Below are 17,780 nucleotides of genomic sequence, written 5' to 3' on the forward strand. Positions count from 1 at the left end.
CTTCACGAAAGAGTCCCGATGGAAATCCGGCAACTCCGCTACTTCCTGGTTGTCGCAGACGAGCTGCACTTTGCCCGGGCCGCGGAAAGACTTCACATCACGCAGCCGCCCCTGACGGTGGCCATCCAGCGCCTCGAGCGCGAGCTCGGGGTTCAACTGTTCGACAGGACAACCAGACGGGTCAGCCTGACTGCGGCAGGCCAGACGTTTCGGGATCGGGTCCAGAGGGCTGTAGCCGATCTTGATGACGCCGCACGGGACGTGGCCGAAGTTGCTGCGGGCCGGAGTGGAAAGCTCAGTATCGGCTTCGTCAGCTCGGCGAGCTATACGACAATCCCGGAGGCCATCCGCGCATTCCGGGAACAGCGCCCCCGGGTTAGTCTCGTCCTGCGTCCATTGACCAGTGGGGAGCAGATCGAGCAGCTACTCGACGGCGAGCTTGATCTGGGGCTGATCCGCGATCCAAGCTATGTTCCCGGGCTGCGAACCGAACTGTTGAGCACAGAGGACCTCGTTGCCGTCCTGCCGGACGCCCATCCCCTGGCCAGGGCCGCCGAAGTGCGGCCTGAAATGCTGGAGGGCGAACCAATGGTTCTGTTCCCGTACCGCCTCATGCCCGGTTTCGTGTCCCGGGTCCTTGGCCTGTTCGACCCCCTCCAGACTCCTCCGCACGTTGTGCAGCAGGCCATCCACCAGGAAACCGTCCTTGGCCTCGTTGCTGCAGGTCTTGGCATTTCCGTTCTACCGGAGTCCGTGAGGCGCTTCCAGATGCCCGGCGTTACCACCCGGCCCTTGTCCAATAGGCCGCAGACCGAGATGCATGTCGCCCGCAACTTCGGGGACTCGCCTGCTGCCGAAGACTTTATTCGCTGCCTTAGGTCGCAGGGCCATAAATTGCCTCTTGTGTGATCACATATCTAATGGGTAATCTGAAGCGCATTGCGCAGTAGTCGAGCCCAACTCGTAGCGGCAGACAGCGCATCTATTGAACAGGATTGCCATGCTGCAGCGAACCACCACGATGGAAGCCTCCGCTTCGGGACTGCGCTTAGTGTCGGGCAACCGGTGCTGCGCCCGGGGCGCTGGCTGGCCCCCGTCCGGATTCCTGACCGCGCCGCGCCTTTGGCCACACGGGATCGAAATTCGGCATTGCCACGGGCGGCTCTGGGGGCAGCCGACATGCACGACGCGTACAAAGGTATCCGGACATACTGCCGCTGATCGCTGGTCGTGGACATTCTTTGGCGCCCTCCAAGTCCGTCAGTGCGCCGTCATGGCCGGAAAGCAACTTCAATAGGCCGCAAAGCAACAACCAGCCCAAAGATTGAGGACAGTATGACCGAACTGCATGATCTGGTGATTGTCGGAGCAGGACCCGCCGGCCTGGCGCTTGCCTACTGCCTGCGGGACATGGACCTCGACATTCAAATTCTCGAGGCCACAGACGACATCGGCGGACGCACGCAAAGCCTCGAACTCTCCGGCGCACCGGTGAACACCGGTGCCATGTTCATCTACCGGGGGACCAGAGCAGAAACACTTGCCCGGGAATTGGGACAGGCCACGGTCCCGTTTCATCCCCAGACCTACGGCATTCATATAGACGGCACCACGTCCGTGGCGAGGACGAATGCCGGCGTGGTTGAGGGCCTGCCCCTGTCGCCCGCCTCCAAGGCCTCGCTTTTGGCCTTCATGGACTCGCTGGCTCAGGAGTATCAGGCCAACGTATCGGACGGCACCATCGCCAACAGCGCCGCCGATCTCGCCTACGAAACAGTGGCCGACAGGCTCGAAGGACTGCCCGGACCTGTCCGCAGCATCATCGAATCGGCCGTGCGCGGGGGATCCGTCGGCGACGCATCACAGCTGTCGGCCAAATATGCCCTTCGATACCTTGCCAGCTACATCGCCCACGAGGATAACAACAGACTTTATCCGCTGAACGGCATGCAGGAGCTGCCGCGTGCACTTGCCGCCAATGCAGGCGCCCGGACCGCCGTTAACACCGGCGTGTGCGTGAACAGGGTGCAGGACCGGGGTGAATACTATGAGGTCCTTGCCTCAGGGGGCGGCCAGGCAAGGGTGCTGCGGGCACGGCACGTCGTCGTGACCGTACCGGCCCCCAAGGTCGCAGCCATATGCCCGGACCTGCCCGACTGGAAGTGCGAGGCACTTCAGGCGGCACAGACGCCTGGCAGCTCTACTTTGACAATTGCCGTGAATGTGGAAGGGTTGCCGGATCTCCTGGAGTGGTCATTTGTTTCCACGGTGGGCAAGCGGTTTGACGCGATTATCAACCCGATGCCGGGCGTTGCGCCGGAAGACGGAATTGTCCGGTTCACCTGTTATGGCAATTCAGCGGGCTTCATCCCCGGGTTCCAGGACGATAAGTGCGAGATCCAGTCATGGATCGACGACTTCCTGGAGGTAGCGCCGCAGCTTCGCAATCGGGTTGTGGGCGTCGCGGCAGGGACCTGGGAGCATTGTTTTTCGGTGCTTTCCCCAGGTAGGCATAAAGCCCTGCCGCATCTTCAGCGCCGGATTGGGAACCTGCATTTCGCAGGTGATTACACCTCCGAAACGGCCGGTTCGCATGGTGCGTATGACGAGGCATACCGGGTTGCCGAAGAAATCCGATCTGGCTTGGCTGCTGTCCTGCGGAAGCCAGGCGACCCCTACGCGCGTCGGATGAGAGGACTGGAGTTCCAGTGAGCACCATTAAGAGCGAAGAACTTGAGGCCTTGTGCGAGCGTGCGCTGCTGGCCGCCGGTGCCGGGCAGCAGGCTGCGCGGATCCTGGCCGGGGCCACGGTCGAAGCGGAACTTGTCGGCAACCGGGCCGTCGGTGTGGGGCATCTTTTCGACTATCTCGACGGCTACCGGCAGGGCCGTATTGCTGCCGGCGCCCAGCCCCGTGTCCGCCGCGCCGCGCGTGCCGTGATCGATGTCGACGCCGGCAACGGGCCAGCCCAGACCGCCTTCGAAGCCGCTCTCGGGGACCTTCTGGCCGCGACCCGGGAGGCGGGGATCGCCGCGCTGTGGATCCGGCGCTCGTACACGTGCGGTGAGCTGGGGTACTACGCACGCCGCCTGGCCCGGCAGGGCTGCATCGCGGTGGCCGCGGCCAACAGCCCCGCCCTGATGTCCATCGGAGGCGCCCCGGAGCGCATCCTGGGGACCAATCCGCTGGCGTACGCCATCCCCAGGCCCGGCATGCTCCCCATGGTCATCGACCAGGCATCCTCCTCGACCGCCTTCGTTAACATCCGGCGTGCCGCCGAGGCGGGCGAGCCCATCCCGGCGGGCTGGGCGCTCAACGCCAACGGGGAACAGACCGTGGATGCCAACGAAGCCCTGGCAGGAACCCTGCTGCCCTTTGGCGGACACCGCGGCGGAAACATCGCCCTGCTGGTGGAGATCCTCGCAACGCTCTCGGGAGCCTCGTTCTCCCTGGACGCCGCCCCCTTCGAGCGCGGCTCCACCCCGCCGGACATCGGTGTGTTCCTGCTCGGTATTGATCCGGCCGGTTTCGCCGGCTCGGTCGAGCGCCTGTCCAAACAGCTTGGAGTCCTGCGCGACGAGCACCGGGTCCGCCTCCCGGCCCTGGAACTTACCGAACTGCCCGACAACATCGATCTGGATGCGGACATCCTCCAGCGCCTGCGGCAAGCCGCCGAGTCCCGCTGACGCCGCATCGAAGCCCCCACACCCGCGGCCGCCCGCACCCAGGCCCGAATACAACCAGGAAGGCTGCCAGCATGACTTTTCGACGGATGATCCACGCGGTGGAGACCCACTCCGGGGAACCCATGCGCGTCATCACCGGGGGAGCGCCCCACATTCCCGGCAACAGCGTCTACGAGCAGATGAAGTGGCTCGAGCAGAACGACGACCAGCTGCGGATGCTGATGCTGCGCGAACCCCGCGGCTACCCGCCGCTGTGCTGCAACCTGATCGTCCCGCCAAAGCACCCCGACGCGGCGGCCGGTTTCATCATCATGGAACAGGTCGAGTACCCGGTCATGAGCGGCGGAAACACCATCGCGGTGGCCACCGTCCTGCTCGAGACCGGCATGATCCCGATGCAGGAGCCTTTCACGGAGTTCAAACTCGAAGCGCCGGCCGGCCTCATCGCCATTAAGGCCGAGTGCCGCAACGGCAAGGTCAGGCAGGTCACGTTCGAGAACGTCCCGGCCTTCGCCGTCTACCTCGACGCCGTCATCGACGTCCCGGAGCTTGGCAAGGTGACGGTCGACGTTGCCTGGGGAGGCATGTTCTACGTCATCGCCGACGCCGCGCAGTTCGACTCCCTCCAGCTGGTGCCCGAACGGGGCCGGGACATCACCCGCATCTCGGCGCTCATCCTTAAAGCGGCCCAGGACCAGCTGCCGGTGGAACACCCGGACTACCCGGGCATCGGAATCACCATCTCCCAGCTGTCCGGGATTACCGACAACCCCAACGCCGACCGGAAGAACGCCGTCATGGTGGCCAGCGGCCCCGTTGATTTTGACAACCCCGCCACCTGGACCGGAGGAGTCGACCGCTGCCCCTGCGGAACCGGCACCTGCGCCAAAATGGCCACGCTGCATGCCAGGGGCGAACTCGGGCTCCACCAGACCTTCCGGCACGAAGGACTCCTGGGCACCGTCTACACCGGCGAACTGGTCGACGAAGTCCACATCGCCGGCCGTCCAGGAGTCGTTCCCAGGCTCAGCGGCCAGGCCTGGATCACCGGATTCAGCACCCACGTGCTCGACCCGGACGACCCCTTCCCCAATGGCTTCACGGTCGGCGACATCTGGGCCCCCTCCTCCCAGGACGAATGCGCCCCGCAGTTCGACTCTGCAAGCCTCAGGAACCTGGACAACGACCCAACAGGCGGGGACGTCGAAGCTTCGGTGTAAGTGCAGGCGCAGGTACCCCGATCCCGGATCTGGGTATCTGCGCTCCTGTCATCTCTCCCCGCCATCTTCATGGCCTACCAGAACCCGCAATCGGTTTCGCGAATTTCTCGGTTCCGGATAAGACTTGGCGTGAAAGGATCTTCAATAAAATATGGGCGCGTTCGGATATCTCGCCGCTTCTGTTCCACCAAGAATGGCGAGTGCCGGAGCGGCTGTAGCGCTTCCCATCCTGGCCGTGGAACAGATGAATGACGTCGCGGTCGGAGGTCTTCTGGTTGCTGCCTCGCTGGGTCCAAGCGTCCTGGCTGCCCCGTTGGTGGGCGCAGCCCTGGACCGGGCGCGCCGGCCAGGCCTTTTGGTCGCGGCGGCGGGGACGCTGACCGCCGTAGCCTTCGCGGTGACCGCCTTCGTCGGCCAGCTCCCATTGCCTGTTGTCTTGGCCTTCCTGATTGTGGCTGGGGCGGTGTCTCCCTTTTACATGGGCGGACTCTCCAGCTTCGTGGCCGGTGCTGTTCCGGACGTCCGCCGGGCCTTCGCCTACGACGCTCTCTCCTACAACGTTTCAGCAGTAGGCGGACCCGCCCTTGTAGCCATTATTGCCGCATTCCTGCCAGCCCAGGTTGCCCTCTGGGTTCTGGCGGCCGCCGCCGCCCTTGGCTCCCTGGCAGTACGCGCCGTCCGTCTTCGCCCGCATGTTCGGGCCGGGGGCTCGCCATGGCAGGCCATCAAGTCAGGTCTGCGCAGAATCTTCAGTCATCGGCCCCTGGCCGTCGTCACCGCCTCATCCACCCTGACCCAACTCGGCCAGGGCGGCCTGGCTGTCGCGGCAGTTGCACTCTCCATCGAGAGAATCGGATCACCCAGCGAGGGGGCCGCCGTAATGACTTCCTTCGCCATTGGCAGCCTCTTGGGCGCCCTCTGCGAGACAGCCCGCCCAACACGGCACCGCCCCCAGTACGTCATGATGGCCGGCTTCTTCGCCACGGGGTTGCTGACCATCGCGGCCGCATTCGATCTCGGGACGATGTGGACCATCATTGCCATCGGTCTATCAGGTGTCTTCACTGCATCCACGGCGGCAGCAATGCTCTTCCTGCGCAACCGGCACAGCCCGTCCCACCTCAGGTCGCAGGTATTCACGGTCAGCGCAGGGCTGCGAGTAAGCGCCTCGGCAGCGGGGGCAGCCTTGGCCGCTGCAGCCATCGGGTTCGGGGGAGCGGTCATTGTGGGCGCCGTGGGCCTCGTTTGGATTGTGTCAGCCGGTCTCATGAGCGCCTACCCGCGGGGCCTCCAAGACGAAGTGTAGAACGGTTCCAACCGGCCGCAGCGAATGCTGACGGTGCCTGGCGGGCAGTGCGACTTGGGCGGTCCCTACGGCGGAATTAGGCTCGATGGACTTAGAAGCTTTGCGCCTGGCTGCCGATCTTGGTCGAGGCGTCCGGGGTTCGTTCCCGGGCGGCTTCGCCAACCAGGCGCGGTGTCTGAGCGCCCAGCCGGGTTGGAGTCATTCGCTCGACTGCTACCTGGGCGGCCGTAGCTTCCCCCGCGGCTCGAAGCCAATACGGATTGTGCGCTGTATCTGGAGCAATTTCCAGGACGGAAGCCCCTTTGTGCGCCGGGCAGGTAATGCCGCCGTCGGACTCAAGCAACCTGGTGCCTCGCCGCAGACGGGTGTGGCGGGGGCAACAATCGCGTTAGCGGGCTCCTGGAGGAATGTGTGACTGTTCCCGACAGGTTCCAGCTGACAACCGGAGGTCCTCGTTTTGCGTCTATCCCGTCCCGTGTCACAGACTTCCCGGGACAGTACAACAGGCGCCGGCGTCGGTTAGTGCGAGAACCCGGCAGCCGTCTCGGTAAGGGTCTTCCCCTTGGTCTCGGGAGCCAGCCACTGCGACAAGATGGCACCGACAAGAGTGATCCCGGCGGCGATCAGCATGGTGGCCTGCGGCCCGTAGGTCACCATGGACCAGGGCAGCAGGAAGGTTCCGGCACCGGCCCCTACGCGGCTGACTGCGGTCGCGAACCCTGTTCCAATCCCGCGGATCTCGGTCGGGAAGACCTCCCCGGGGTAGATCCCGGTCAGCGTGGTGTATCCAGCATTGAGGAAAGAGAAGGCGAGGAAGCACGCCAGGACGACCCAGGCCGGTGCGCCCGCCCACAGGCCGATGATCAACAGGAGTACGAAGCACACCCACTGCGGCGGGACGGTCAGGACGCGGCGGCCGGCCCGGTCGATCAGGACCACCGTGAGGATAACGCCTGCGGTGGCGACCGCCGAGAGCCCCACCCCGCCGGCGAGTCCATGGCTGAGTCCGTAGCCCTCCAGCACGCTCCCGGCGAAGGTGGCGATAGCGAAGTAGGGGGTGACTGCACAAAGCCAGAACATCGAGCAGAACAGGGTGGCCCGCCAATACTGGTGTGAGAAAAGCGCCCTGATCTTGCCCTCGGCACGGTCGGGTTCGTGCTCGACGTCGTCCATATCGGAGGCATCGGCCATGTACCTGTGCGCCACCGCGCGGGCCTCGTCGTGGCGGCCCTTGTTCCACAGCCAGCGCGGCGACTCGGGCAGGCCGAGGCGGGCAAAGAACAGAATCACGGCAGGAAGGGTGCTCGAGCCCAGGATGATCCGCCAGTCCACCGTGGCGCTGGTGGTCAGCGCATAGCCCATAATGAAGGCGACCGTGAACCCGACATAGAAGGCGACCAGGGTCAGACCCATCAGCCGTCCCCGTATTCTGGCGGGGGCGAACTCCGACATCAGCGGCCAGCCGACGGAGTATTCGACGCCGACCGCGATGCCCATCAGCAGTCGGACCAGGAACAACTGCCACGGTTCGTGGACGACGAACTGGAGGGCTGAGCCGATGACGAACAGGCCCATGTCAATCATGAACAGCGGCTTGCGACCGAACCTGTCGCCGAGCCACCCGCCCACGGGTGAACCGACCAGGATGCCAACCAGCGAGGAGGCCACGATCAGGCCCTCCCACAACGGGGTGAAGCTCAGTTCGGTGGTAATGGTGCCGATTACCGTGCCGATGATCCCGAGGATGTAGCCGTCCAGGAACATTCCTCCGATCAAAACGGCGGTCAGCCTGATCAGGAAGCGGCGTTTGAAGGCCGCGACTGTGGCGTCGTCAGTAGTTGGCGTTGTGTTCTTCGTGGCATACACCGGTCGCTCCTTGCACTCAGGATTGATGACATGGGGTCTCTCCTTCTTCGTTGGGGAGAGATGTGCTTGCAAAAAGCCAGATTGGGTTCGACGACGTTTTCGTGGTCGCGGAGTTCCTCGCCCACGGGGTGGCCCTCATCGCCACCACTGTAATATGTGATCACATATCAGGTCAATGGAGCCGGCGACCCCGTGTAGATTTGTCCTGCGGCTCTTGGGAATCCTGCCGTGTCCTGCCGTGCCGCTCGGCGAGGCACAGCCAAGCCTTCGCTGCTTTCCTCAGCGGCGCAGAGATCCACGAGGTACTTGTCCGGGTTGGTGGCGAAGTCCTCCGGATCCTGGACCATACGGCGGTCCAGAGTTGCCGCCAGCATCGCATCGGCCTCTCTGCACGGACGAGTGGGTTCAGCTGCAATGATGGGTGGCCCCGGCCTTTAGATTGGTTGAAGTTGCTATAGATATGGTTTATGAATACTGAACATGGATATCGATCCGCGCCGGCTGCGCGTGCTTCTGGCCATTGCCCGCACGGGCGGGGTGCTTGCCGCCGCTGACGAGCTGCGGATCACCCCGTCGGCCGTATCCCAGCAGCTGAACAAGCTGGAGGACGAGACGGGGCATGCCCTGGTGGTGCGGACGCCGAGAGGCTCGGTGTTGACACCCGCCGGTCTGGCGATAGCTGAGGCTGCCGAGGAGATCGAGCGCGCGCTCAACGTCGCCCGCGCCCGGATGGAAGGCGGGGCAGAGCTGGCAGGAGTCGTGCGGGTGGGCGGATTCACCAGCTTTCTTCGGACCGTGGTGATCCCACATCTGCCCCAATGGCGCCTCCAGTACCCGCAGCTGCAGATCCGCATCGTTGAGGACGACCTGCCGGCGCTGATGCGGCTGCTCCGCCAGCGCGAACTCGACGCCGTGGTGGTCGAGCTCGATTCGACGGCGGCCGAGCAACGCCCGCTTCCCGCCGGAGTATCCGAAGAGCCGCTGCTGGACGAGCCATGGAAACTGGTCGTCCCCTCCGGAGCCCTGTTCGCCACCGAGAACATCGACCTTGCCCGCCTGCCGATTCCCTGGCTCGGCGTCGAGCCCACGGCAGCCAACGCCTCAGTAATCGGCCGGCTGCGCCGGGCGACGGGTGCCCAGGTGGAGACAATCCATCAGTACCAGGAGACGCTGACCGCCCTCGCACTGGTGGCTGCGGGGGAAGGTGTCGCCGTCATACCCGCCCTGGCGCTGAGCGGCGTGGTCCAGGACGGCGTCGACGTCCTGGACGTCCCCGGACTCGGCACGCGGCGCATCGTTCTGCGGCGGTTGGACCGGCGAAGGTCCATCAGCATGCCGGTGGACACAGTCGCACGGCTTCTACGGGAATCGGTTGCGGCGTTTGACACGCTGGCCGTGGCGCCGAGATCGGGGCCGCCGGGGTACGCCGAGCGCCGACCGCCGTCCTGACACCCAAAACGTCTCGGACCACATCCCGGTATAGCCATGATTCCCATCCCTCGGCGTAGTGGTAGTCATGGCAGTTGCGGGACCACGCAGCCAGGATGGCGGTTGAGGCCCGGCAATCGCCTAAGCGCGCACGGCCCGGCCAAGCGAACCGCCGGCCACCGCGGGATCCCGGACCCCGGTGCCCGGCGTGTGGCCGCAGGTCACCGGTGCGGGACCTGGAATCCCGTCCACCCGGGGCTTGAGGCGGCGCCGGCGGTATGCGCCGACCACGGAGTGAAGGCCCAGGGCGGCCCAGGCGAAATTGGACGCCGCACTCGGCCACGCCCCGTAGATCGCGCAGGCGGTCCCGGCCATCAGGCCGCCGACCGTGTTCAGGGCCCCATACCGGCACGACTCCGATGTGAGCCAACCTTTCCACAGCATGGCGTACGCCACAAAAGTTCCGACTGTTCCCAACCAGCCCAAAGCTGCCGCCAGCATCGCATCTCCCCTCTGCACGGACGTGTGATTACAGCAGCAATGATCGGCAAACAAGCCCTTTAGATCAATTGCATTCTGCTGCAGCCATGGTTTACCAACACTGAACATGAGACCCATCCGCCCCGGCTGCCCGTGCAGCTGGCCCTGATCCGCCTGTGCGGGGCGTCTCCCCGCCCGAGCGCTCCAGCGTCTATACCCATGCCGTGGAGGGCGGCGGCATGCTCACCGCCCGCACGTTTGGCGAGGATCGCGCCCCCGCCACGCTCAGATGGGGGAGCCTGCCCTCGAGGAGATGGCGGATACCTCTGCGGCCGGGCGGACGCCGACGCCGGAAACAGATCAGGCACGTCCCCTGTTTCCGTCCCACGGAAAAGACCGGAGCTGATGCTCACGGCAGGGAGCAAAACCAGCCAAAGGTTGGGCAACCTCTGGCAGCCTTACAGTTTCCGCCGGATGGCCTCGCGTCAGGTGCACGCGCAAGGTTCCGCAGTAGGGGCGTTGCAGTGCCTCGCCGAGGCTACCTTCGGCCAGGGGCAGGGGTTGCCGCCGTGCAGAGCCGGCTGGGGCCATGGTGCGGATGCGGATGCGGACCGGGCCGCAACCGGCCTGGCAAAACCAGCCTCTACGAGCGGCCGATAACCCCAAATGTCCGGACCGGTACCGGGCGCGGCCAGTGGCATCTTGCTTCCGCTGCGTTCATTTCGCGCTGCACTACGCGCAGGCTGTTGAAGACGTGGAACCCTTCGCTGTGGAGAGGCGGATGATGTCGCCGCGGGAGAGTCTTGTCCAATCAGCGCCAGGGGGACTCTCCCCGCACCGTCCGCTCATGGTCAAATAGGAGGGCTAGACCGGATGCCCGAGTCCGACCGCGGCCTCGGCCATATGGAAGGAAGCACATGACCGATCGCCAGGACCACCCCCCGATCCCCACCCCGGGAAGCGCCCAGGGTCTGGACCGCAAGGTTGAGGGTGGGTGCCCCATCGCCCATGACAGCGTGACCTCGCGCGGCAGCGAGAGCGAGAACCCGGCGATCGACTCGCCGCAGCCCAAGGCGCACCGGCCGCGGACCATCGCGGACTGGTGGCCGAACCAGCTCGACCTCTCCGTGCTCCACGGCCACCACCCGGCGGGCAACCCGCTCGGCCCCACGTTCAGCTATCGCGAGGAGTTCCAGAAGCTCGACGTCGAGGCGCTCAAGCAGGACATCATCCAGGTCCTGACCACTTCCCAGGACTGGTGGCCCGCGGACTTCGGCCACTATGGCGGCCTGATGATCCGGATGAGCTGGCACGCTGCCGGCACCTACCGCGTCCACGACGGCCGCGGCGGTGCGGGGGGCGGCAGCCAGCGGTTCGCGCCGCTCAACAGCTGGCCGGACAACGCCAACCTCGACAAAGCCCGGCGGCTGCTGTGGCCGGTGAAGCAGAAGTACGGCCAAAAGCTCTCCTGGGCCGACCTGCTCGTCCTCGCGGGCAACGTCGCCCTCGAGTCGATGGGCTTCAAGACCTTCGGCTTCGCCTTCGGCCGCGAGGACGTGTGGGAGCCCGAGGAGATCTTCTGGGGGCCCGAGGACACCTGGCTCGGCGACGAACGCTACATCGGCGAAGGCCAGATGGCGGAGGAGGTCGGCTCCACCGAGATGGGCCTGATCTATGTCAACCCCGAGGGGCCGATGGGCAATCCGGACCCGCTCGCGGCCGCACCGTTCATCCGCGAGACCTTCAAACGCATGGCGATGAACGACGAGGAGACTGTCGCGCTGATCGCCGGCGGCCACACCTTCGGCAAGACCCATGGCGCCGGCGATGCCGACGCGCACGTCGGCCCCGAGCCGGAGGCCGCCAACCTCGAGGCGCAGGGCCTGGGCTGGCTCAGCACCTACGGGACCGGCAAGGGGCCGGACACGATTACCTCCGGCCTCGAGGTCACCTGGACGGACAGGCCGACCGAGTGGAGCAACCGCTTCTTCGAGATCCTGTTCGAGCACGAGTGGGAGCTGGTCAAGAGCCCCGCCGGCGCCCACCAGTGGGTGGCCAAGGACGGCCCGAAGATCATCCCGGACCCCTACGATCCGGAGAAGAAGCACCGGCCGACGATGCTCACCACGGATCTCTCGCTGCGCTTCGACCCTATCTACGGGAAGATCTCGCGGCGTTTCCTGGAGAACCCGGACGAGTTCGCGCTGGCATTCGCCAAAGCGTGGTACAAGCTGCTGCACCGCGACATGGGCCCCGTCGGCCCCCACCTGCTCGGACCCTGGGTCCCCGAGCCGCAGCTCTGGCAGGACCCCGTTCCGGCAGTCGACCACGAGCTGATCGACGAGCAGGACATCGCCTCGCTCAAGGCCCAGCTCCTGGACTCAGGCCTGTCCGTCTCACAGCTCGCCAGCACGGCATGGGCCGCGGCGTCCACCTTCCGCAAGACCGACAGGCGCGGCGGCGCCAATGGGGCACGGATCCGGCTGGAGCCCCAGCGCGGGTGGGAGGTCAACGAGCCCGAGCAGCTGGCGACTGCCTTGCAGGCGATCGAGACGGTGCAGCAGCAGTTCAACTCCGCCCAGACCGGGGGCAAGAAGGTCTCGCTGGCAGACCTGATCGTCCTCGGCGGCTGCGCGGCGGTGGAGAAGGCTGCGAGGGACGCCGGCAGCACCGTCACCGTGCCGTTCCGGCCCGGCCGTACCGACGCCTCCCAGGACCAGACCGACGTCGAGTCGCTCCAGTACCTGCAGCCGCGGGCGGACGGGTTCCGCAACTACGTCCGCCCCGGCGAGAAGCTCCAGCCGGAGACCCTCCTGCTCGACAAGGCATACCTGCTGGATCTCTCCGCACCGGAGATGACAGCGCTCATCGGCGGCATGCGCGCCCTGGGCGCCAACATCGGCGGTTCCGCCCACGGCGTCCTCACCGACAGGCCCCAGGTCCTGACGAATGACTTCTTCGTCAACCTGCTCTCCCCGGGCACCCGGTGGAAGGCATCGGAGGCGGAGGAGAACGTCTACGAGATCAGCGACGTCGTCACCGGCGAGCTGAAGTGGACCGCCACACCGGTCGACCTGGTCGTCGGCTCCAACTCCCAGCTCCGGGCGCTGGCCGAGGTCTACGCGAGTGACGACGCCGGGGAGAAGTTCGTCAACGACTTCGTGGCGGCCTGGGTCAAGGTCATGGAGCTGGACCGCTTCGACCTGCACTGACCGAGGCGTCCGGGGCCGGCCGCAGATGCGGCCGGCCCCGGAGCGGCCGGCCGACGGCGTCCAGGGGATCGTGGAGGATGGACCCGATCTGCTAGCCAGCGGGCGCCGCCGCAATTGTTTGCCAGGCTGTTGAACGAATTGGCCAGCAGCTTGCTGACCGTGCCGGGAAGGCGGAGTTCAGCGAGGAAAAGCGCGCCGGTAATTGACGATATGTCGAGTACGGATTGAGTCCGCGAGGGACCGGTCCCTGCCTGGTCGTCGCTATCATCCCAAGCACTGCGGGAGGCGGCGTTCCGTCATATGCGCCGTTATGAGGCAGTTGCCTGCCGACCTGGCAGATGCGTTGGTGATCGGCCGGAGCGCGGAGCGGGCCGGGTGGCGGTGTCCCGCGACGAGGGCACCGGCGGGCCCGACCGGCTTGGCGGGGGAATTCCCAGGCTCCGGGCCGGTCCGTGCCATGATTGGGTGTTTGTTGCCGGACCTTTTTGAGGAGAAAGTGCCATGACCGAGAACACGATCCGGCTCGAGCGCCGCTTCACATATCCGCCTGCAGTGGTATGGACCGCCCTTGTTACCCCGGACCTGTTGGCGCGCTGGTGGGTGCCCGGCGACATTGCGCCTACGGCCGGGCACCGGTTCACGCTGGATATGGGTCCCTGGGGTAAGCAGCAGTGCGAAGTCCTGGCCGTGGAGCCGGGGGAGTCAATCACTTTCCTTCTGGCCGAGGGACAGCTGGACACACCCGTGACGTGGCGTCTTGAGAGTGCCGACGGCGGGACCGTCCTCCATCTCGAGCACGCCGGCTTCCGGGTTGACACCCCTATGGGCCGGCAGGCCTTCCAGGGCATGGGCAGCGGCTGGCCCGAGGTCCTCTCCCGGATCGACCAGGTCCTCGCCGACGCGAAGTAGGCGAACGGTTGGGGCATGTCTGATAAATGCCTGGTCCGGGCGACCGGGGAGTCCGGGACGGCGGCTGACGCGCAGGCGCCGTTACCGGCAGCGGGGCGGCGTGGGCGGCATGCCTTGCCGGCAGGTGCCGGTGGTTTCGCCGTGCCGGGGTGGTTCCCGGCCCTGCGGGCAGATCGCGGTGGTCGTTGGCAGCACCGGCCCGGACGCCGCCCCGAGACACCTGGACGAGCATCCCTCCGCCGGTGGACATTGGCGAAGGGATGCTCGTCCAGGGCTACGGGTGCCGTCCGGCCCTCGTGCCCATTATCCGCAGCGGCCCAACCTACGCCCCGGGACCCTTCTCTGACATGGCAGCATTGGCTGCCAGTGCGTCAGGGATCTCACTGACAATGCCTGCAGGGGACAGGGTGGCTCCGGGGACAGGGCCCGACACCGGTTGGGTGGCAGCCGAAGGTTCGGCGTGGGCGGAGCCCGACGACGGATGTGCTGTGACGGCCGCGGCGTGCTCGACCAGCACACCCGTTTGGTGGCGGATCTTCAGGCGGTAGAGGAGCGCGCCGCCAATCACGACGGCACCAACGAACAACACGCCGCCCCACTGCAGGTACCACTCGAACGGCGGAACGGAGTTGTAGATCTCCTGCCGCGGCCAGATCAGGTTCAGGGTCATGGCCCCGCCCCAGAGCACGGCCAGGATGTTCACCGGCAGGCCCCACTTGCCCAGGCTGAAGCCGGCCTTGCCGGCCGCTTCCTCCTTCAGCGGCCACTTCCGCAGGAACCTGTTCCGCAGCAGGGGCACGGTGACCAGCAGGTAGGACAGGTAGATCAGCACGATGCTGATGCTGGACATGATGGTGAAAATCGCCGGCTGCATCACGTTGACGACCAGCGGGATCACGGCGATGACCCCGATGACGATGGCTGCCACGGTAGGTGTCCGGCGGACCGGATCCACCTTGCTCAGCTGCCGGCTGAACGGCAGGTTGTTGTCCCGGGCCATGGCGAACATCATCCGGATGGCGGCGGCGTGGACCGCCAGGGTGCAGACGACCACGGCCACGACGATGCACACCAGGAAGGCCTTGCCGAAAGGGCCGCCCAGCACCGAGAGCACGACGTACTGCAGGCCGCCGTCGGCAGAACCTACCTTCGGATCGCTGAGGTCCGGAGCTGCCAGCAGCCCGCCGAGCAGGATCAGGCCGCCCAGCACGAAGGAGGCGGTGACAGCGCGCAGGATGGCCTTCGGCGCCGTGCGCTTGGGGTCCTTCGTTTCCTCGCCAAGGGAGCTGGCGGTGTCAAAGCCATACATGACGTAGCCCGATGCCATGGCGCCGATCAGGAAGACGCCGAAGAAACCCAACGGGTGCCCTTCGCCGTAGCCTGCGGTGTCGAAGAGGACTTCCGGACCACGGACCACATGCCAGCCCAGCGCCAGGACCAGCAGCACGGCCGCAACCAGCTCAACGAATACGCCGACGCTGTTGATCAGGGTCATCAGCTTCACGCCGAACGCGTTGATCAGCGTGGAGACACCTATCATGATGCTGGCCAGCAGTACGCCATTGACCGCAAAGTCGTACTCACCGGTGCCGTCGCCGATGATCTGGAAGCCGGACCAGATCTGCGGCAGCGTGATTTGGAGGGCCAGCGCGACTGCTCCCAGGGCCATCATCGAGGAAATCAGCAGGAGCCAGCCTGCCAGCCAGGCGTAGGTGCCGGAGGAGAGCCTCTTGGCCCAGTTGTAAACCGATCCGGCCACCGGATAGCGGCCGGCTAGTTCAGCGAAACAGAGTGCGACCATCAGCTGGCCGACGAAAACGATGGGCCAGGACCAGGCGTAGGCGGGTCCGGCCATGGAGAAACCAAAATAGAAGAGCTGAAATACGCCGGTGAGGATGGAGATGTAGCTGACTCCGGCGGCGAAGCTGGCGAATTTGCCGATGCTGCGGTCCAGGGTTTGGGCGTAGCCGAACTCGTCCATACCGCCTGAGTCAGTCTTTGTGGGTTCCAACATCTGAGCTCCTAGTCGAAATAGCACGATGGTTCCCGCGCGGGCGCGGGTGTTGGTTTCGGCAGGGTTGCTCCGGTGGCGGGCGGCGCTGCCCACGGCCGGAGTCCTGCCGGTTTCCCCTTGTGTTGGTGCTTGGCTGGTAATGCCCGTCTTAGCCTTCCGAGCCGAACCAGCGGCTGGGGCCGGGCTGGATGTTCTGCCAAATGTGTTTTGCCTCGCGGTACTCGTCGAGTCCCGCGCGGCCAAGCTCGCGGCCGATGCCCGACTTCCCGAAGCCGCCCCATTCGGCCTGCGGGACGTAGGGGTGGTAGTCGTTGATCCAGACCGTTCCGTGGCGGAGGGCGGACGCCACGCGCTGCGCCCTGGATGCATCCGAGGTCCAGACGGCGCCGGCCAGGCCGTATTCGGTATCGTTTGCGATGGTAACGGCCTCAGCCTCGGTCCGGAATGTTTCGACCGTCAGCACCGGACCGAAGGACTCCTCCTGCACCACGCTCATGCCCGCGCGGCAGTTGCCCAGGACGGTGGGCGGGTAGAAGAATCCGTCGGCGAGCGGCCCCTCGTCGGGGATGTATCCGCCGCAGAGCAGTTCGGCGCCTTCGGCGATTCCGGCCTGGACGTAGGCGTGGACCTGGTCGCGGTGTTTTGCGGAGATGAGCGGGCCGGTCTCGGCGCTGGCATCGAACAGGCCGCCCATCCGGATTTTCTGTGCCCGTTCCACCACTTCGGCCACGAAGCGTTCGGCGATGGATTCCTCGATGACGAGCCGCGCCCCTGCCGAGCAGACCTGGCCGGAGTGCAGGAAGACGGCGGTCAGCGCGTTGTCGACGGCTGCGTCCCAATCCGCGTCCGCGAAGACAACGTTGGGGTTCTTTCCGCCGAGCTCGAAGGCGACGCGCTTGACGGTTTCGGCGGCCGCGGCCATGATCGTCTGGCCCGTCGCCAGGCTCCCGGTCAGCGAGACGAGGTCCACACGCGGGTCCGAACTCAGCGGAGGGCCGACTTTCGACCCGGTTCCCGTCACGAGGTTTGCGACGCCGGCGGGCACGCCGGCTTCTGTGAGCGTCTCCATGAGCAGGATGGACGTGGAGGGCGTGAGCTCGCTCGGCTTCAGCACGAAGGAGTTCCCGGTGACGAGGGCGGGCGCCACCTTCCACGCTGCCTGCAGGAGAGGGTAGTTCCACGGTGCGATGAGCGCGCACACGCCGAGCGGTTCGTAAACCACGCGGCTGATGGCGTTGGGCCGCCCCGTGTCGATTACCCGGCCCGCGTCGAGACCTGCGATCTTTCCGTAGTAGCGGAAGCAGGCGGCAATGTCGTCAATGTCGTACTCGGCCTCCACCAGGCGCTTGCCCGTGTCCAGGGCCTCGGCGCGGGCGTATTCAGCCTTGTCCCGCTCCAGCAGGTCGGCGACCCGGAGCAGGACCGCGCCGCGCTCGATGTCGCTAAGCCGCCGCCACGGACCGTGGTCGAACGAGTGGCGCGCACTCGCAATCGCCCGCTCCGCGTCCTCTGGTGTGGACGAAGCGACAACCGCCACTTCACGCCCGTCCGCAGGACAGCGCACGACTGTCTTCCCGCCGTCGGACGCTTCCTGCCAGGCGCCGTCGAGGTACAGGCCGGGGGCCAGGGACAGTTCGGTATCCAAGCTCATGCGCTGCC

12 protein-coding genes are annotated in these 17,780 nt (G+C 65.9%); 8 read left to right on the forward strand and 4 right to left on the reverse strand.

Going from position 1 to position 17,780, the window contains the following annotated elements; all coding sequences use genetic code 11:
• The first annotated feature begins 18 nt into the window (after nucleotides 1-18).
• The 5 genes from ACFQ36_RS00740 to ACFQ36_RS00760 all read left to right on the forward strand — a co-directional run bounded on the left by ACFQ36_RS00740 (nucleotide 19) and on the right by ACFQ36_RS00760 (nucleotide 6,212).
• Nucleotides 19-909, forward strand: coding sequence for a LysR family transcriptional regulator (locus ACFQ36_RS00740; RefSeq protein ID WP_377009575.1), 891 nt, complete (start codon nucleotides 19-21; stop codon nucleotides 907-909).
• A gap of 426 nt (nucleotides 910-1,335) precedes the next feature.
• Nucleotides 1,336-2,712 carry a flavin monoamine oxidase family protein gene (locus ACFQ36_RS00745; RefSeq protein WP_377009577.1) on the forward strand — a complete coding sequence of 459 codons (1,377 nt, stop codon included), beginning with the start codon at nucleotides 1,336-1,338 and terminating at the stop codon, nucleotides 2,710-2,712.
• A complete protein-coding gene (locus ACFQ36_RS00750; protein ID WP_377009579.1) occupies nucleotides 2,709-3,686 on the forward strand; it encodes an Ldh family oxidoreductase in 978 nt (325 codons plus the stop codon). Before ACFQ36_RS00745 ends, ACFQ36_RS00750 begins: the two co-directional genes overlap by 4 nt.
• Nucleotides 3,687-3,757: 71 nt before the next feature.
• Nucleotides 3,758-4,906 carry a proline racemase family protein gene (locus ACFQ36_RS00755; protein ID WP_377009581.1) on the forward strand — a complete coding sequence of 383 codons (1,149 nt, stop codon included), beginning with the start codon at nucleotides 3,758-3,760 and terminating at the stop codon, nucleotides 4,904-4,906.
• A gap of 193 nt (nucleotides 4,907-5,099) precedes the next feature.
• On the forward strand, nucleotides 5,100-6,212 hold the full coding sequence (locus ACFQ36_RS00760; RefSeq protein WP_377009583.1) for an MFS transporter: 1,113 nt from the start codon (nucleotides 5,100-5,102) through the stop codon (nucleotides 6,210-6,212).
• A gap of 519 nt (nucleotides 6,213-6,731) precedes the next feature.
• Here the strand turns inward: ACFQ36_RS00760 and ACFQ36_RS00765 are convergent.
• Nucleotides 6,732-8,078: an MFS transporter gene (locus tag ACFQ36_RS00765; protein ID WP_377009585.1), complete on the reverse strand. Its 1,347-nt coding sequence runs from the start codon at nucleotides 8,076-8,078 to the stop codon at nucleotides 6,732-6,734.
• 480 nt (nucleotides 8,079-8,558) lie between these two features.
• Between ACFQ36_RS00765 and ACFQ36_RS00770 the strand changes: the two genes are divergently transcribed.
• Nucleotides 8,559-9,527 carry a LysR family transcriptional regulator gene (locus tag ACFQ36_RS00770; protein WP_377009587.1) on the forward strand — a complete coding sequence of 323 codons (969 nt, stop codon included), beginning with the start codon at nucleotides 8,559-8,561 and terminating at the stop codon, nucleotides 9,525-9,527.
• 120 nt (nucleotides 9,528-9,647) lie between these two features.
• On the opposite strand, the gene ACFQ36_RS00775 is transcribed toward ACFQ36_RS00770, so the two are convergent.
• Entirely contained in the window at nucleotides 9,648-9,881 is a 234-nt protein-coding gene (locus tag ACFQ36_RS00775) for a hypothetical protein (RefSeq protein ID WP_377009589.1), read from the reverse strand.
• A gap of 1,022 nt (nucleotides 9,882-10,903) precedes the next feature.
• On the opposite strand from ACFQ36_RS00775, the gene katG reads away from it, so the two are divergent.
• Together katG and ACFQ36_RS00785 are read left to right on the forward strand one after the other, a co-directional pair.
• On the forward strand, nucleotides 10,904-13,198 hold the full coding sequence (gene katG / locus ACFQ36_RS00780) for a catalase/peroxidase HPI (protein WP_377009591.1): 2,295 nt from the start codon (nucleotides 10,904-10,906) through the stop codon (nucleotides 13,196-13,198).
• Nucleotides 13,199-13,699: 501 nt separating this feature from the next.
• Nucleotides 13,700-14,107, forward strand: coding sequence for an SRPBCC domain-containing protein (locus ACFQ36_RS00785; protein ID WP_377009593.1), 408 nt, complete (start codon nucleotides 13,700-13,702; stop codon nucleotides 14,105-14,107).
• Between the two features lie 322 nt (nucleotides 14,108-14,429).
• On the opposite strand, the gene ACFQ36_RS00790 is transcribed toward ACFQ36_RS00785, so the two are convergent.
• Together ACFQ36_RS00790 and ACFQ36_RS00795 are read right to left on the reverse strand one after the other, a co-directional pair.
• Nucleotides 14,430-16,121, reverse strand: coding sequence for an APC family permease (locus ACFQ36_RS00790; protein ID WP_377009595.1), 1,692 nt, complete (start codon nucleotides 16,119-16,121; stop codon nucleotides 14,430-14,432).
• Between the two features lie 148 nt (nucleotides 16,122-16,269).
• Nucleotides 16,270-17,772: an aldehyde dehydrogenase family protein gene (locus ACFQ36_RS00795; RefSeq protein WP_377009597.1), complete on the reverse strand. Its 1,503-nt coding sequence runs from the start codon at nucleotides 17,770-17,772 to the stop codon at nucleotides 16,270-16,272.
• Nucleotides 17,773-17,780: the final 8 nt, after the last annotated feature.

Source organism: Arthrobacter sp. GCM10027362, assembly GCF_042679445.1.
Lineage (GTDB): Bacteria > Actinomycetota > Actinomycetes > Actinomycetales > Micrococcaceae > Crystallibacter.

Coding starts and splice junctions, on each gene's coding strand:
- ACFQ36_RS00760 (WP_377009583.1), top strand. CDS start 5,100: ATGGCGAGTGCCGGAGCGGCTGTAGCGCTTCCCATCCTGGCCGTGGAA.
- ACFQ36_RS00755 (WP_377009581.1), top strand. CDS start 3,758: ATGACTTTTCGACGGATGATCCACGCGGTGGAGACCCACTCCGGGGAA.
- katG (WP_377009591.1), top strand. CDS start 10,904: ATGACCGATCGCCAGGACCACCCCCCGATCCCCACCCCGGGAAGCGCC.
- ACFQ36_RS00770 (WP_377009587.1), top strand. CDS start 8,559: ATGGATATCGATCCGCGCCGGCTGCGCGTGCTTCTGGCCATTGCCCGC.
- ACFQ36_RS00740 (WP_377009575.1), top strand. CDS start 19: ATGGAAATCCGGCAACTCCGCTACTTCCTGGTTGTCGCAGACGAGCTG.
- ACFQ36_RS00745 (WP_377009577.1), top strand. CDS start 1,336: ATGACCGAACTGCATGATCTGGTGATTGTCGGAGCAGGACCCGCCGGC.
- ACFQ36_RS00790 (WP_377009595.1), bottom strand. CDS start 16,121: ATGTTGGAACCCACAAAGACTGACTCAGGCGGTATGGACGAGTTCGGC.
- ACFQ36_RS00795 (WP_377009597.1), bottom strand. CDS start 17,772: ATGAGCTTGGATACCGAACTGTCCCTGGCCCCCGGCCTGTACCTCGAC.
- ACFQ36_RS00785 (WP_377009593.1), top strand. CDS start 13,700: ATGACCGAGAACACGATCCGGCTCGAGCGCCGCTTCACATATCCGCCT.
- ACFQ36_RS00775 (WP_377009589.1), bottom strand. CDS start 9,881: ATGGCCGGGACCGCCTGCGCGATCTACGGGGCGTGGCCGAGTGCGGCG.